Origin of the sequence: Flagellimonas algicola, from assembly GCF_005937185.1 — a bacterium.
Taxonomy (GTDB): Bacteria; Bacteroidota; Bacteroidia; order Flavobacteriales; family Flavobacteriaceae; genus Flagellimonas; species Flagellimonas algicola.
Genome location: NZ_VCNI01000001.1, coordinates 399,567 through 415,130, shown reverse-complemented (window position 1 = coordinate 415,130; position 15,564 = coordinate 399,567). Strand labels below are relative to the sequence as shown.

Genomic DNA, 15,564 nt, shown 5'->3' with positions numbered 1-15,564 from the left:
ATTTCAAAAACATAAAAAAAGTGCCCGAAGGCACTTTGCTTACATACTGTCGGAATACGATTTAACCAATCGGATAAATTCAGCGCGATATCCTTCCGAGTCGTTGACCATTCCCCTTCTGGCCAAGCTCACTACATCTTCCAAGGAAGCACCATTTGTAAATTGGGATTTGCGTAAATACATTCCAAAAAGGGCTACGGAAGCGGTAAAATTGAAGTCTGGAGAAACTTCGGAGTTCTTGTTTTCCAACACTTGCGTAATTTCCGTACTCACATCACCATCAGGTTTTTTATACCTGAATTTAACCGTTATCAGTTCATTGGAAGCAGTTGCCTCCGATTTTTGAGTATACTTCAAGTCATGCACTGGTTTTAGATAATCACTTTTGGGGTCTTTGGGTATTACTTCATACAAAGCGGTTACCGTATGCCCACTTCCCAGTTCTCCAGCATCTTTGGTATCATCAATGAAATCCTCATCCGCCAACAATCTGTTTTCGTATCCAATGAGTCGATAGGCCTTCACAATCCCGGGATTAAATTCAACCTGAATCTTTACATCCTTTGCAATGGTGTACAAAGTTCCGCCAAACTCTTTACCAAAGACTTTTTGGGCCTCTTGCATGGTATCTATATAGGCATGGTTGCCATTGCCTTTGTCGGCCAGTTTTTCCATTTTGGAATCTTTGTAATTACCCATTCCAAAACCCAATACGGATAAAAACACTCCCGTTTTTCTTTTTTCTTCGATGAGTTTGACCATGTCCTTATCGCTTGAAGGCCCTACGTTGAAATCTCCGTCCGTAGCCAAGATGACCCGGTTGTTCCCATTCTTGATGAAGTTTTTCTGTGCCAATTTATAGGCCAGTTTTATTCCTGCACCTCCGGCTGTGGATCCTCCTGCCTCCAAATTCTCAATAGCATTCCTAATTTTTTCTTTTTGGTTTCCTCTCGTTGGAGGCAGAACCTCACCTGCTGCCCCAGCATATACCACAATGGACACCTTATCTTTTTCCCTTAGCTGGTTTACCAACAACTTGAAAGCAGACTTAAGAAGGGGTAATTTGTTCTGGCTCGACATAGACCCGGAAACATCAATCAGGAAAGTTAGATTGGAAGGGGGTAGTTCTTCATCCGTATACGATTTACCTTGAAGCCCAATACGAACCAGCTTGGTGTCCTTGTTCCAAGGGGTGCTGGCCACCTCCGTTGTAATGGAAAAAGGATGTTCTTTAGGTTGGGGATAGCTGTAGTTGAAGTAATTCACCATTTCCTCTACTTTTACGGCATCCACCGGAATTTGCTGACCATTGTTGATCATCCGCCTCACATTGCTATAGGAAGCCTTATCCACGTCGATGGAAAATGTTGATAAAGGGTTTAGGGACACCCTTTCGAATTGGTTCTCATGAATTTGGGCATATTTTTCATCATTTTCAATTTGGTAGTTTCCTTTTTTGGTGGTGATCACCACACAACCATTTTTGGCCGAGGAACCAAAGAGTTTTTTTGCTTTGGCACCATTGTACACATTCACCTTGTCAATATCCTTTGAATCCATTTGGGACACTACAGGGATATTCTCCTTTCTGATAGGCACTCCATCCACAATATAAAGTGGGTCTTTGGCCCTTTTTATGGAACTCATTCCCCTTATCACTATCCGAGGACTATTACCAGCATTTCCCGAAGATCTTGAGATGTTTACTCCAGTGACTTTTCCGCTAAGTGTTTGAGATATGGAGCTATGGTAATCCTTTCTTTTTTGTCTTTTTATTTGGGCTGGGGAAGGCGGACGGTAAGGAACAGTTTGTGAGCCATACCCTACAACAATTACTTCTTCCAATCTGCTTACATCTTCCTCAAGACTTACATGAATCTGATTGCTTGCACCAATGTTTACTTTTTTGGTTACAAAACCGATATAGCTGAAGACTAAGGTCTGACCTTGTTGGGCTTCAATAGAATAATTTCCATCAAAATCGGTTTGGGTTCCTATGGAAGTTCCCTCAAGGGTTACTATGACACCTGGTAACGGTAAATTTTGGGCATCGGTGACAACACCTGTAATTGTTTTGGCACTTACTCCAAAACTGCAAAGTAACGCCATGAGTAGAAATGTAATTTGATTTTTCATAATTGACACAGTTTTTAGGATTTGTATCAAACCTATGGTCAATTACTATAGAAGGAAATCGGGAATGAGTCAGTAGGTTAAAATTAAAAGTGAAGGGTTAGTTTGGGTTAGACTAGCCTAAAATACGACCTTGTGTCTTGAGTCTGTCTACTTTTCCGCTCGTCGTTTCAAAAAATGTAGATGAATAGAGGATGTCTTTAGGTACTTCATACTTTTCCAAATCCTTTAGCGATTTTATTTGTTGAAGCAATTCGGAGCTGTCCGTTTCTTCCCCTTCGATTACCAAAACAAGCTTTTGACCCAGTGTTTCATCGGGGATTCCGACTACAAAAAAGCGGGCGGCTACTAAAGGAGCTATTTTCTGTTCTATTTGCTCAGGGATAAGCTTTACTCCCCCGGAATTAATAACAGAATCAAATCTACCCAACCACTGGAATTCCGTTTCACTGTGGAGTGCCACGATGTCATTTGTGACTACTGGCTTATCGGAGATTTTGGGGGCGTCAATAACCAGGCAGCCACGGTTGTCTTGGGAGAAAGTGATGTTTGGGAGGGCTGAGAAGTTGGATTGTTGGATTGTTCGACCGTTGGATTGTTCGACTTTTGGATTCTCGGAATTTTCAATTTTCAATTTTGAATTTTGAATTGCCTTTACAGCAACATGGGTTATGGTTTCCGTCATACCATACGTCTCGTAGCATTGGGCGGGGATCGTTTTAAGCTTTTCCCTTAGTTCCAATGAAACAGAAGCGCCTCCAATAATCAAGGTCTTGATTTGGTCAAATTGGGTCAACGACTTTTCCACTTGTAATGGCACCATGGCCGAAAAATCATAGTTCTTTCCGATTCCGGATAAAGGAGTGGATGAGGGTTCCACATAATCCAATTCCAGTCCCAAAACTAAGGCTCTAATCAACATCATTTTCCCGGCAATACTTGAGCAGGGTAAACATAAGAGAGCGGTATCTCCAGGCTGAAGGTTAAAATACGAACCAGTGGACAGGGCCGAGTTGACCATATGCTCCTTTGTCAAACTAATGTCCTTGGGTGTACCAGTGGAACCAGAGGTTTGGACCATCACCACAGGTGTATCCATCCCCCACTCCACCAAAAAATCCCCTATGGATTTCTCAAATGGGATGCCTTCCTTGATTAAACTATAGCCTACCTCCAGCAGTTCATCAAAAGGATAATGAATGCCATTAAGCTTAAAACTAGGATGTATTTTATGCCATGAGAGATTCCGCATCATTCGAAGCTACTAATTCTTCCTTGGTCAACACACGACCAAACAATTTGTCCTTCCAGTTGGTCCATTTGTACTTCTTGCCAAAGAACCACAACAATAGCGGAAAGACCACAAAAATGGGAACCAACACATCATATCCCATAACCGGGTCCGAAATATCCTTGTATATGGAATTGGTTTGGAACGCCGTCCAATCTGCGGTTACCAAAAGCGCGGTAATCAAATTGTTTGCGGCATGGAACCCCAAGGCCAATTCCAAGCCTTCATCCATCAGGGTTAAAATACCAAGGAAAAGTCCCGTTCCAATGTAATACACCATAATCCCCATTCCCAATTTCTCCACCTCGGGATTGGCCATGTGCATCACTCCAAACAACGCCGAGGTAACCACCAACGGAATCCACCGTCTTCCTGTGGCAATCCCTAAACCCTGCATCATATGCCCTCTAAACAAATACTCCTCAAAACTGGTCTGCAACGGAATCAATACAATGGCAATTGCTGCCAAGGAGAGGAATTTAGCTATGTCAAAATTCAAGACATAATGATCTGGAGAAAAATAAATATCAATGGCCGTAATTAATATCGTCACACTCCCCCATAATCCAAAGGCAAAAAAGATACGTTTCCAATCTATTTTTTTTCGAGAAGTGGTCAAGGAGGTAATGGACTGTTGGTGTATCAATATGGTCCATCCGAGTACAACAAAAAAGCCCACAGCCAATGGAACCAAGGCTAAAATCAATACCAAATTGGAACCCCATTCGTTGATCATTTGCTGCATAGCATCCTCCACACTGATGGGAGAATTAATGGTCATTACATAGTTAACTGCCATTAATCCAATAAATCCTAAGGGTAAAAACAAGTACTTCCAAAGTCCTATATCTCCTTTATATCCCTGTGCTATGTACATAAATTGTCAATTAAGTTCATATTCCATTTTTTGTCCGACCGGTAAACCAATTTTCCATCGGAAACTTCCAGTGGACTTTCCACATTGTTGGTGAACAAGCCACCTGTCCCCAAACCTTGGGGCATTTTGGCTCCCAACGTATAGGTCCACTGCGCTATAGCGTTAAGTCCAATGTTGCTTTCCAATGCGCTGGTGATCCACCATCCTATGTCATGTTTATCCGCCATTTTAATCCATTCCTGTCCACCTCCAAAACCGCCTATTAAACTGGGTTTAAGAATTATAAATTGTGGTTGAATTGTTTGTAGCATTTTTGCCTTTTCCGTTACATCAAAAACTCCTATCAGTTCCTCATCTAGGGCAATGGGTATAGGTGTTGCTTCACAAAGTTTCGCCATCTCCTCCCATTGTTTGGGCTTAATCGGCTGTTCAATGGAATGCAAGTGATATTCTGACAAACGCTTGAGTTTTTCTAACGATTCAGCCGCCTCAAATGCGCCATTGGCATCTACACGAAGTTCAATCTCCTGAGGTCCAAAAATTTTTCGGATGGATTTTAATAGCGTCAATTCCTTATTGAAATCTATCGCTCCAATCTTCATTTTGATGCAATGAAAGCCAGCTCTCAATTTCTCCTCCATTTGGGAAAGCATAAAATTCTCATCGCCCATCCAAATTAAACCATTGATGGAAATAGGGGATTCTTTCTGAACAAAATCCGAGGTGAAGAGTTCCAATGGCTGACTCGATTTCAATGACAAATAGGCTTGTTCCAAACCAAATTGGATGGACGGAAATTCCAATAGTTCTGCCAATAGCGTGTTTTTGCCCAGATGAATATTATCGCAGACCCAAGCCAATTTTTGCTCGAAATGCGGTACATCATCCACGCTTAGCCCTCTAAAGATTCCGCATTCCCCAATTCCTTTTTTAGCACCTTCCTGTAGGCAAAGAAACCAAGTTTCCTTTTCGGTCATCACCCCACGTGATGTCCCGCTGGCCGTTTTAAACTGTAGAATGTACTTGGAATAGCTTGCTTTCATCCGTTGGCTTCAAATTTAACCAATTTAGGATGCAATGAAAGGAAATTGTTTAGCTGAAGTTGAACCAAAAACGGACTCCCTCGGTGGCCTTGTCAATATTGAGTTTAGACTGGAGTTGGTTCACCAATCTGTTCATCAAGCGGATTCCCATGGAGGAATGGGCGCGTTCATCCGCATCTTCCGGCAGACCTATTCCGTTGTCGGTATATTCAAAATAGCCTTGGTCACCATTTTTTCGAAGGTGGATGTAGATTTTTCCATTTTCGTCATTTTCCGGGAAAGCATATTTAAAAGAGTTGGAAACAAGTTCGTTCAGAATCAACCCAAATGGAATGGCCCTGTCTATATCCAATTCGGTACCCTCCGCGTCTATGGTAATACTGATGTTATGACCACCTTTTTTATAAACAGACTGCACGCTATTGATCAAGCTTTCGATATAGCCCTGCATTTCAATGACTGATAAATCATCATTTTGATAGAGCTTTTGATGGATCAAGGCCATGGCCTTTACCCTACTCTTTCCTTCTTCCAAGGCCTCAATCGCAGATTTGCTTCTGGTGTTTTTGGTCTGAAGGCTCAATAGACTGGAAACCATCTGAAGATTGTTCTTTACCCTATGATGAATTTCTTTCAATAAGGAATCCTTCTCCACCAAGGCATTTTCAATGATGTGCTTTTGTTCCGCAATCAGTCGCTGGTTTTTAATACTTTTTAGATACGCATACACCAATCCTGCAAAACCAAGCAGCGTGAAAATCAAGGAGATAAACACCAAATTGATTCGCTCGTCCTTGGCCTTCATCTCGCTTCGGGCCAATTCATTGATACGCTTTTGCTCATCTATCAAACGTTGGGAATTTTCCAAATCCTCATTGGCCACTATGGTCACCAATTGTTGTTTGATAATGGATGATTGTTTTTGGGTCAGGGAATCCTTAATGCGTTCGTTACGCTTATAATACAAAGCCGCACTTCTGAAGTTCTCCACTTTGTCATAAAAAGCGGCCAGCAAACTGTTGCGCTTAATATTTTGTAGTATACTAATGTTTTCAAATTGAATATCCAGACTACGCTTGGCGGCAACATACCTTTCCAAATGTAAATTTGCATCGGCAAGGTTTAGGGTGTTCTCAATTACCTCGCTTTTATGATCGTTGCTGGAAGAGGTGTTCAACACTTCAATGCTATTTTCCAATAGCGGAATGGCTTCTTCGTATTCGCTGAGCAACACATGGCATTTCCCTATGTTACCTTCAATTTCTGCCTTGAGCAATTCGCTTTCAAAAAGCTGTTCCTCGGTCTTTTCCTTGGAGATATCGTTCAGAAACACATCCAAATAAGCCTTTGCTTTTTTCAACTCGCTCAGGGCCGTTGGCGCCGAATTGTCCAATCTGAGATAGTTACCCACTTTGCTGTGATACTTGGCCAGACCATAGGAATCATTGTCGGCAATGGTGGGCTTAACCTCCATAATATATTGGTTCCTAGCTTTTCGGTGCAGACCAAGGTTGCTGTAGATATCATAGAAAGCCACATTGTCAGTATAACCAAACTCACGTTTTTGCTTTCGGATTTCAATCTGCTTGTCGTACAGTTGAAGATTTGCGTAGTTGTTGTCCAATACATCCAAAATTACCTTTCTGGAACCGGCGTCCATGGTATCTTTTGCTGCATAGAGTTCCATGGCTAATGCTATACTTTTATCGTACTCCCCTAAATCATTGTACAATTGCGCCTGCATTACCTTATACAACTGTGTAGCTAGGCTATCATTTATTTTTTGGGCATTGGAAAGGTAGACTTTAACGGTATCCAACCAATCATAGGCAGAGTTAACGTTGTATCGATTGACTACGGTAAAGAAAACATCAAACCTGTCCTGGGAGCCATTCGTGTTCTGGAATTCCGTCAAAGCACTGATTTCTTCGCTTTCTACGGATTGTGCGGAGACATTCAACAGCAGTACAAAGAAAAGGACTGAAAATAATGGTTTGAGGTTATGCATCATTAATCTTACGGGTAGTGCTTAAGAAGATTTTAGTTTGTACGTTCAGTTTTTTGTTGTTTCCTAGGTCAGTGTCTCATCATTCCTGCTTCCAATTCAATGGTGTCCTCCTTAATTTAACGTAGGATTTGAAACAAAATTAAATGCATTCGAAAAGACTTATTGGGTATTGTTGTGAAAGTGTCCATTTCTGTTGTGAAACCATCTCTGTTGTATGCAAAAATGTATTTTGTCGGTGTTTTATGCATTTCGCGGAACGATTGGTCACCAAAATATTTGTAAAACCAAAAAAGGTCCTGCCAATTACGACAAGACCCTTTTACGAGAACACTATATGAAAATGAAAAAATTACTTTTCTGAATTAATAACACTGCTAAAGTATGGGCGTTCCGCTAGACGACGAAACTAATGTTGTGAACCATCCAAATCCTGTGGTAATTCCTACAATTGAGTGTGTGATATAAAAAAAGGTGCCAAAAGGCACCCTTAAATATTCTTATTCCTCTAATCGCGTTAGCTGTTCATAGAAGAAATGATAAATTCCTTGAAATCTTTGGAAATTGGAATGAGGTTGTTGTTGATCATGATGTCCTTGGAGTTTATGGCGTCAATATGATCAACATTTACAATGTAGGATTTATGCGCCCTATAGAATTTATTCTTTGGAAGTTTTTCCAAATAATCTTTCAAGGGTGATCTTACCAAGAATTTCTTATCCACCGTATTTACTTCCAAATAAACATTGTCCGCTTTGATGAACTGAATGTCGCTAAATTGAATTCTGTAATACAGGTGTTGTTTTTTTACAAAAATGGAATCCTTCAATACAGAGTTGGAGGTAAAAGTATCTCCTTCATTCCCGGCAATCTCTTTGCTCTTCTCTTTTCTTGCATAATCGAAATTGGAAAGTGCAATTTCTATGGAGGTATAAAGGTCTTGTTGCTCGAATGGTTTTACCAAGTAGCCATCGGGTTTAACCGTCTTGGCATTTTCAACAGTAGCTCTGTCCGAGTTGGAGGTAACAAAGATGAAAGGAATGTTGTACACATCCCTTATATGTTTTCCAAGATCTATTCCTGTTTTGTCCGAAGCCAGTATGATATCAATCAGTACTAAATCCACATGGTTGTTCTTCAGTACCTCCACAGCCTGCTCGTACACTATTACATTGTCAACAATCTCATAGCCGATTTCCTCCAGCATGGATTGCATATCATCTGCAATAATTACGTTGTCCTCTACAATCAATATTTTAATGGCGTGTTCCAAATTGTCTAATGTTTAGTGGGTTGCTGACCAAAATTACAAAAAAAACTTTACTGCCATGAAGAACAAAAGAGACAGCAAAAATGTACTTAGCGCTAATTTTTTGAGTTCCCCATCCAGCAAAATGGGCTCCTTGGTACGTACCACTTTAGTCAAGTGAACAAAAATGGGAATAAAGGCCAATAGATAAAACCAATATTGAAATTCCTTGATTCTTAAAATAGAATAGGTCAAAAAACAGAAAAAAGACAATACAATCAAGAACATATGGTAGTGCTTGCCATTTTCAAAACCCATTTTGACCACTAAGGTGTTTTTGCCGTGTTTTTTATCCGAAACCACATCCCTCAAATTGTTCAAATTAAGAACGCCCACACACAACAGTCCTATGGAAATTGCAGGAAGTGTAGAAATCCAATCCAAAGACTTGGTATATAAAAACATACTCCCCAATACACCCAACAAGCCAAAGAACAGGAAAACAAAGACATCTCCCAATCCCAAATAACCATAGGGATTATCGCCCATTGTATACCGAATCGCAGCCCAAATACTTAAAATGCCCAGTACTGAAAATATGAGGATATATTTCAGGTTTTCTTTACCAAATGAGATATAAACCAAAGTTAAAGCCAATATCAAACTTAGGAGGATGGCTATGATGATGCCATTTTTCAAAGCCTTTCGCGATAAGATTCCGCTCTGAAGTGCTCTTGCAGGCCCAATGCGATCTTCATTATCGGTCCCCTTTACACCATCCCCATAATCATTGGCAAAATTGGACGTGACTTGAAATCCTATAGTGGTCAACAGAGCCAGGGTAAAAATGGTGCCGTTGAATTGTCCTTGGGAAACAGCCAATGCTGTTCCAACTATGATACCTGATAAGGATAGTGGTAATGTGCGTAATCTAGCAGCTTGGATCCAAGCCTTAAAACTCCCCAAGATTAATACGGATCTTCAATTTTAACTCGCTTCCCATCTTGATAAGAAGCTACAAAGGCATCCTTGAATCCCATATTGACCAGCTGCTTCCTAAAGGATTGTGCCTCATCCAAAGTTTCAAAGTTACCCAAGGAATAGGCATAGAAGGGATTGGTCTTTACAAAAAGGGTATTGGTCAATGCTTCGGAAGCCAAGGTGACATTATTGTCCACAAAGGATTTTACCTGAACTGAATAGATGGTTTCCTTTTCCAAAAAGGCCTTGGCCAAATAAAATTCCCGTACCAAACTTAATTCTTCATTTTGAAGTTTTAAGTTATCAATTCGGGCTTTGATAACGTCCAAACTGTCTATGGAAACCAAAAGGCTGTTCTGATTCTCAAACGAATTTTTACTGCTCAATCCAGCTGTAAAAGAAGTTATGGCCAAGGTGCCTACAACAAAAAGTGCAGTGAACCCCAGTAGGATATTGCGCTGTAGCTTGATTTTGCGCAAATCCTTGTTTTTATATTTTATCTGGTCTAAAAGTCTTTCATTGATAATTTGGGCTTTATCAATGTCCTTATGCAGATCCAGTAAATCACTTTCTTCAATAAATGGCATATTAGGTAAGTCTAGTTTTCCTGTCGGTACCCTAATCAGATAGCTGTCAAGGAGTTAATATACACTTATACAAATGTATAATTTTTGGGGAAAGAAAAAAACGGATTGGTATCAAATCCGTTAACAATTTCTAAACTATTTAAAGGAATTCTACCTATAGTAAATAGATACCATCGTCCTTGATTGCGATCTTTCGCTCTTTATACAAGGTACCTATGGCCTTCTTAAAGGCCTTTTTACTTAAGTGTAATTCCGTCTTGATCTCTTCCGGGCTTGACTTGTCATGCAGCTGCAGAAATCCCTGGTTTTCCTTTAATTTATCCAGTATCAGATTGGCAGTTGGTTCCAACATCTTGGCTCCAAGGGGTTGCAGGGAAACATCTATCTTATTATCCGGCCTTACACTTTTGATGTATCCCTTGAGCCTATCACCAATGGCAATGGGCTTAAAGACATCACTTTCAAAAACAAGCCCTTTGTATTTGTCTTCAATGACTACCTCCCAACCCAAGGGTGTTTTTCTACTTACAAGAAGACTCACTTTGGTGTTGGGTTTAAGGTCAAAACCTTCATTGGACAGAAATTTATTAAGCCTACCGGAGCCGGTCAATCGGAAGGTAACCTCATCCAAATAGCAGTGAACAATGTAGCTTTTACCTTCCTCCATTCGAACCGCCTGTTCCCTAAAGGGAACCAGTAAATGTTTTTCCAGGCCCCAATCCAAAAATGCTCCGTATGAGCCCACCTGTACCACTTTCAAATAGGCAAATCCGTCGCGAATAATATAAGGCTCCAAGGTAGTGGCAATTGGCCTTTCCGAACTGTCGAGATAGCAGAAGACCTTCAATTCCATATCAATCTCAAAATCTTCCGGAACATATTTGTTGGGCAACAAGACTTCTGTCCCCTCCTCATCTCCCAAGAAAAGACCGATTCTCGTACTGCGTAAAACTTTAAGTGTGTTGTAATTCCCCAATGCTATCATTTGGCAAAGGTAGATTGAAATTATGGGTATAAAAAAAGCCGGTCTCCCAAGAAACCAGCTATATTACAATTTTTTATTGCCGTCTAGTTATAGACAGACTCTTTTCCAAACTGCTTACAGAGCATATAGTAGATTACCGCCCTGTATTTATTCTTGTCAGCACGGCCATACTTATCAATTATGTCGTTCACAGCCTGCATAAGCTCGTCGCTGTCAGCGAGCCCAAGTTTGTTGATGAGGTAATTGTTTTTCACGGTGTCCAGTTCTTTCTCATCAGACCCCGAAACCCTGGATGCATCCAAATTATAAATGGACGGTCCTAAGCCTACCGTTACCTTGGTCAGTAAATCCATATCTGGATTTTCACCAAATTTTTCTTTGATATCGGCGACGTATTTCACAATTAATTCCTCCCTTTTGTTCATGGTTTACGTATTGGTTTTTGTGGTTGTTATCTATAGGTTCTAAGATATGAAATCGAAGTAGCTGAGCAAAATTTTGTTATTGATTTGCCTTGGAGTGAAGATTTCCAAAATCTTGGGCTTTTGAGAGGGTTCATAGAAGTTTTTCAGGGCCAGTTCAACTTCTTTTTCGTTCCCTGCTTTTATATATTCAAATTGAAACATTTGCGCCAAGTGTTTGGCTTTATGCTGATGACTGGTTTCAAAAAAAGTGGAAAATTCTTTCGTTTCTTCAAAGCCAGGAAGAATCCTAAAGATTCCTCCTCCTGAGTTGTTGATTAATATAATTCGGAAGTCTGGTCGTATGTATTGGTTCCAAAGTCCATTACTATCGTAGAAAAAACTCAAATCCCCAGTAATCAATAAGCTTGGATTATTATAATAAATGGACGCTCCTATTGCTGTAGAAGTACTGCCATCTATTCCACTGGTTCCACGATTGCAGTAAACATGCAAGGACGGATCCATAGGGAACAATTGATTGTACCTTACCGTAGAACTGTTTGCCAAATGCACTTGATAATCCTTGGGTATTCCACTCTGGATTTGATGGAAAACGATAAAATCGGAATACGCAATTTTATCGAGATAGGCCTGTCTCTTTAGCTCATAATTATTTTTGGTTTGTAGCCATTCATTTCTGTATGAGCTTTCAATTTTTTGAAAATTCCCCAAACCATTTCCAAAAAAGGTGTTTGGATGGGTTGTTATATGTTCAGATAAGCAATAAAAGGTATCATAGGCCTTCTTGGAATCGATATGCCAGTGATGCTTTGGTTGGTACTTGCGCAAGAACGCTTTAATCTTTTTGGAAACGATCAGTCCACCAAGGGTAACCAACAAATCTGGCTGCAGTGACTTGAAGAGATTTTCTCGGTCTGAAGATTTCTCTATGGGGGCTACAATACTATCAATGCTCGGAAAAAAATTGGGATGGTGCACATTGGATGTTGTTTCGGTAAAAACCAGTACACTCTCATCATTTGCCAGTAATTCCATTATTGCGGCATCCAAGTCCTCGGGAGGGTTTACCCCTATCAATACCATTTTCCGTTGACTGGAGTTCCAAATGGGGAGCAAACGCGACCAATCCGCCTCCAAGTTATGCGTACCATCCATCGTTTGAACCTCTGACAATTCTACCGTTGGATTTTCAACTAGATCATATAACGGTTCTTCGAAAGGGATATTGATATGAACCGGGGAAGACGTTTTAAAGGCATAATCGAGTGCCTTGCCAATTTCCAATGCATTGTAAGCCTGAATGGTCTCTTGGCTGTCGTTGGATTTGACCGGTTCAAAACCATGGGTACTATCCTGCTTTAGGTTGGCGGAATACCCAATGTGTTTTTCAAAAATATGCTCTTGTCTAATGGTTTGTCCATCCCCTATATCAATCTTATCGGTTGGTCGATCTGCCGAAACAACAACTAAGGGAATATCACTATAAAAGGCTTCAGCTACTGCCGGATAGAAATTTAACATAGCGCTCCCTGATGTACATACCACGGCCACAGGTTCTTGCAATTGTTGGGCTATCCCTAGGGCAAAAAAAGCAGCGCAACGTTCATCCACGATGCTAAAACAGGAAAAAAATGGATGCTTGGTAAAACTCAGGGTCAAAGGAGCGTTTCTGGAACCCGGGGAAATCACAATATTTTTGATTCCCCTAGATTGAAAATAAAGAACCAAGGTTTGGGCCGAGGGGATATTGGAGTACATCATGGATTACAAAAGTAAGCTCCAAAATGTTCTCCGCCTAAAATTAATGACTTACAAATTGTAGGATGTTGAGCAAGGTTTTGCTTTTATTCTGGGTCTCAGTCCATTCCTTTTCAGTATCGGATGCCGAGGTGATTCCCCCACCCACAAAAATGGAAGCTTTTCCAGGCTTGATTTCCATACATCTCAGATTAACGAACAGCGAAGCGGAGGTGGTTTCTTCTAGATTCAATTCTCCTAAAAATCCTGTATAGAAAGTACGGGCGTAGCCTTCCTGTTCCTGAATAAATTGTTGGGCCTCTTTGGTGGGAATCCCACACACCGCTGGAGTTGGGTGCAACGCTTTGACCACATCCTTTAATGAAGCGCTGCTTTGTAGTTTGCCCTTAATCTCGGATTTCAAATGCCAAAGATTTCCAGCCTTGGAGGACTTAACAGCTTCCATTTTCAAGCCATTGGCTATTTCTGATAGTTGTTCCAGTATGTATCCCGAGACCATTTCCTGTTCCTCTATTTCCTTGGAACCCCACTTAGGTTGGGTTCCTTCCAAATAAGGTAAGGTTGCCGCCAAAGACATGGTCTTAAGTTCTCCTTTTGTTATATACACCAGTGTTTCTGGAGTGGCGCCACACCAAATTCCCACTTTGGGATGATGAAACAAATAACAAAAAGCCTTGGCATAATTTTCAATAAGCCGTTGAAACACCTCCAATGGGGATTGATGGAATTCCAAATCTATCTTTCTGGACAATACCACTTTTTTCAACTCTCCCTGTTTGATTTGGGTCACTCCTTTTTGAACCAATTTCAAAAAAGGTTGCTTCCCGGTTTCAGAAAGCTCATCAACTTCTCCAACAAGTCCAATATTTGCTTCAAACGAAGACGTCGACACTTTATCGGCCCGAATCAGTACCGCATTGTCCTGCCAATCAAAAGGAGCAAAAACAAAACCCTTTTCGTTAAAACTTAGGGCCAAATTTAATGTGCCATTTTCTTGAAAAACCGCCTGCACTTTATTTTCATTGGGTTTGCGATAAACCGCAAATGGCTGTTTGTTGGCAAGTGCATTAGCCAAATCATCCAATAAGTCTTGGAAATCTTTATTTTCTGGGTAAGGCAATAGTAGTTAATTTACAATTGGAAATCAGGTCGCCCTCTTCATTGCTAATCTTTATCTCCCACAGTTGGGTGGTGCGTCCTTTATGGATTATGGAAGCTTTGGCATATACGTAGCCTTCTTTTACAGATCTGACATGATTCGCGGAAATTTCAATTCCCCTCACAAAAAACTCCTGTCCATCCAAAAACACATAGGACGCGGCGCTACCTACACTTTCCGCCAAAGCCACTGAGGCTCCACCATGCAAAACACCATCGGGTTGATGCACTTTTGGGGACACGGGCATTTTGGCAATCAAGAAATTCTCCCCCACATCCACATAGCTAATGTCCAAGGTTTCCATTAAGGTATTCTTGCAAATGTTATTGCATACCTCAAGTATTTTGGCTTTGTGTTCGTCCATGCCTTTAATTTTTGTAAAATTACGCAAAGGTATTGCTTTAAAATATTAAGTTGGACAGTTTATGAAACTGACAGAAAAAAGGGTGGTTTACCAAAGCCAAAATAGCTACGAGACGTTAAATAGTATTGGTGACAAAACCAAAAACATTTGGATTGTCTTTCATGGTATGGGGTATTTAAGTCGATTTTTTATACGGTATTTTTCCAAGTTAAATCCAGAGGAAAATTATATCATTGCCCCACAAGCTCCTTCCAAATACTATTTGAAAGATGAGTTCAAGTATGTAGGTGCCAGTTGGCTCACCAAGGAGAATACCCAACTGGAAACGGAGAATGTGCTGAACTATATTGATGCTGTTTTTGAAGCAGAGAACGTCCCCTCCAACCTCAATTTAGTGCTTTTTGGTTTTTCACAAGGAGTTTCCATTGTAACGCGTTGGATGGTTCGCAGGAAAATCCGATGCCATTCTTTGGTATTGTATGCTGGCGGTATTCCAAAAGAATTAGTCCCTTCGGATTTTGACTTTATGGATTGGGAATCCACCAAGGTGACGGTCGTATATGGCGATAAAGACCATTATTTAACCCCAGAACGCAGGAAACAGGAATTGGAAAAAATGGATAAGCTCTTTTTGGGAAGCGCAAAAGTGATTCATTTTGAAGGAGGACATGAAGTAAAACCAGAATTGTTAAGCCAACTAATTTAGA

The 15,564-nt window shown here is 40.6% G+C and carries 14 protein-coding genes; 1 reads left to right on the top strand and 13 read right to left on the bottom strand.

Going from position 1 to position 15,564, the window contains the following annotated elements; genetic code table 11:
* Nucleotides 1-39: 39 nt before the first annotated feature.
* The 13 genes from FGG15_RS01785 to FGG15_RS01725 form a co-directional block, all read right to left on the bottom strand.
* Nucleotides 40-2,136, bottom strand: a complete 2,097-nt coding sequence (locus FGG15_RS01785; RefSeq protein ID WP_138832596.1) for a VWA domain-containing protein — start codon at nt 2,134-2,136, stop codon at nt 40-42.
* A 112-nt stretch (nt 2,137-2,248) separates the two neighbouring features.
* Nucleotides 2,249-3,388 (bottom strand): AMP-binding protein, encoded by a 1,140-nt coding sequence (locus FGG15_RS01780; RefSeq protein ID WP_313790977.1) that lies wholly within the window; start codon nt 3,386-3,388, stop codon nt 2,249-2,251.
* Nucleotides 3,363-4,301, bottom strand: coding sequence for a CPBP family intramembrane glutamic endopeptidase (locus FGG15_RS01775; RefSeq protein WP_138832594.1), 939 nt, complete (start codon nt 4,299-4,301; stop codon nt 3,363-3,365). Before FGG15_RS01775 ends, FGG15_RS01780 begins: the two co-directional genes overlap by 26 nt.
* Nucleotides 4,292-5,344 (bottom strand): o-succinylbenzoate synthase, encoded by a 1,053-nt coding sequence (locus FGG15_RS01770; RefSeq protein ID WP_138832592.1) that lies wholly within the window; start codon nt 5,342-5,344, stop codon nt 4,292-4,294. Before FGG15_RS01770 ends, FGG15_RS01775 begins: the two co-directional genes overlap by 10 nt.
* 49 nt (nt 5,345-5,393) lie before the next feature.
* A complete protein-coding gene (locus FGG15_RS01765) occupies nt 5,394-7,355 on the bottom strand; it encodes a sensor histidine kinase (RefSeq protein WP_138832590.1) in 1,962 nt (653 codons plus the stop codon).
* A 511-nt stretch (nt 7,356-7,866) separates the two neighbouring features.
* Nucleotides 7,867-8,622: a LytR/AlgR family response regulator transcription factor gene (locus FGG15_RS01760; RefSeq protein WP_138832588.1), complete on the bottom strand. Its 756-nt coding sequence runs from the start codon at nt 8,620-8,622 to the stop codon at nt 7,867-7,869.
* 33 nt (nt 8,623-8,655) lie between these two features.
* Nucleotides 8,656-9,564 carry a 1,4-dihydroxy-2-naphthoate polyprenyltransferase gene (locus tag FGG15_RS01755; RefSeq protein ID WP_138832586.1) on the bottom strand — a complete coding sequence of 303 codons (909 nt, stop codon included), beginning with the start codon at nt 9,562-9,564 and terminating at the stop codon, nt 8,656-8,658.
* Between the two features lie 2 nt (nt 9,565-9,566).
* Complete coding sequence (locus FGG15_RS01750) at nt 9,567-10,166, bottom strand: SPOR domain-containing protein (protein ID WP_138832584.1); 600 nt, start codon at nt 10,164-10,166, stop codon at nt 9,567-9,569.
* 154 nt (nt 10,167-10,320) lie between these two features.
* The gene (locus FGG15_RS01745; RefSeq protein ID WP_138832582.1) at nt 10,321-11,151 is read right to left on the bottom strand and encodes a CvfB family protein; all 831 of its coding nucleotides are present in this window, start codon (nt 11,149-11,151) and stop codon (nt 10,321-10,323) included.
* An 83-nt stretch (nt 11,152-11,234) separates the two neighbouring features.
* Entirely contained in the window at nt 11,235-11,576 is a 342-nt protein-coding gene (locus FGG15_RS01740; RefSeq protein ID WP_138832580.1) for a DUF2853 family protein, read from the bottom strand.
* 39 nt (nt 11,577-11,615) lie between these two features.
* Nucleotides 11,616-13,337 carry a 2-succinyl-5-enolpyruvyl-6-hydroxy-3-cyclohexene-1-carboxylic-acid synthase gene (gene menD / locus FGG15_RS01735; protein WP_138832578.1) on the bottom strand — a complete coding sequence of 574 codons (1,722 nt, stop codon included), beginning with the start codon at nt 13,335-13,337 and terminating at the stop codon, nt 11,616-11,618.
* A gap of 40 nt (nt 13,338-13,377) precedes the next feature.
* Entirely contained in the window at nt 13,378-14,454 is a 1,077-nt protein-coding gene (locus FGG15_RS01730; protein ID WP_237561718.1) for a chorismate-binding protein, read from the bottom strand.
* Nucleotides 14,435-14,857 (bottom strand): PaaI family thioesterase, encoded by a 423-nt coding sequence (locus FGG15_RS01725; RefSeq protein WP_138832576.1) that lies wholly within the window; start codon nt 14,855-14,857, stop codon nt 14,435-14,437. Before FGG15_RS01725 ends, FGG15_RS01730 begins: the two co-directional genes overlap by 20 nt.
* A gap of 61 nt (nt 14,858-14,918) precedes the next feature.
* Between FGG15_RS01725 and FGG15_RS01720 the strand changes: the two genes are divergently transcribed.
* Nucleotides 14,919-15,563: an alpha/beta hydrolase gene (locus FGG15_RS01720; protein ID WP_138832574.1), complete on the top strand. Its 645-nt coding sequence runs from the start codon at nt 14,919-14,921 to the stop codon at nt 15,561-15,563.
* Nucleotide 15,564 lies beyond the last annotated feature (1 nt).

Coding starts and splice junctions, on each gene's coding strand:
- FGG15_RS01740 (WP_138832580.1), bottom strand. CDS start 11,576: ATGAACAAAAGGGAGGAATTAATTGTGAAATACGTCGCCGATATCAAA.
- FGG15_RS01750 (WP_138832584.1), bottom strand. CDS start 10,166: ATGCCATTTATTGAAGAAAGTGATTTACTGGATCTGCATAAGGACATT.
- FGG15_RS01770 (WP_138832592.1), bottom strand. CDS start 5,344: ATGAAAGCAAGCTATTCCAAGTACATTCTACAGTTTAAAACGGCCAGC.
- FGG15_RS01720 (WP_138832574.1), top strand. CDS start 14,919: ATGAAACTGACAGAAAAAAGGGTGGTTTACCAAAGCCAAAATAGCTAC.
- FGG15_RS01780 (WP_313790977.1), bottom strand. CDS start 3,388: ATGATGCGGAATCTCTCATGGCATAAAATACATCCTAGTTTTAAGCTT.
- FGG15_RS01765 (WP_138832590.1), bottom strand. CDS start 7,355: ATGATGCATAACCTCAAACCATTATTTTCAGTCCTTTTCTTTGTACTG.
- FGG15_RS01745 (WP_138832582.1), bottom strand. CDS start 11,151: ATGATAGCATTGGGGAATTACAACACACTTAAAGTTTTACGCAGTACG.
- menD (WP_138832578.1), bottom strand. CDS start 13,337: ATGATGTACTCCAATATCCCCTCGGCCCAAACCTTGGTTCTTTATTTT.
- FGG15_RS01725 (WP_138832576.1), bottom strand. CDS start 14,857: ATGGACGAACACAAAGCCAAAATACTTGAGGTATGCAATAACATTTGC.
- FGG15_RS01785 (WP_138832596.1), bottom strand. CDS start 2,136: ATGAAAAATCAAATTACATTTCTACTCATGGCGTTACTTTGCAGTTTT.
- FGG15_RS01775 (WP_138832594.1), bottom strand. CDS start 4,301: ATGTACATAGCACAGGGATATAAAGGAGATATAGGACTTTGGAAGTAC.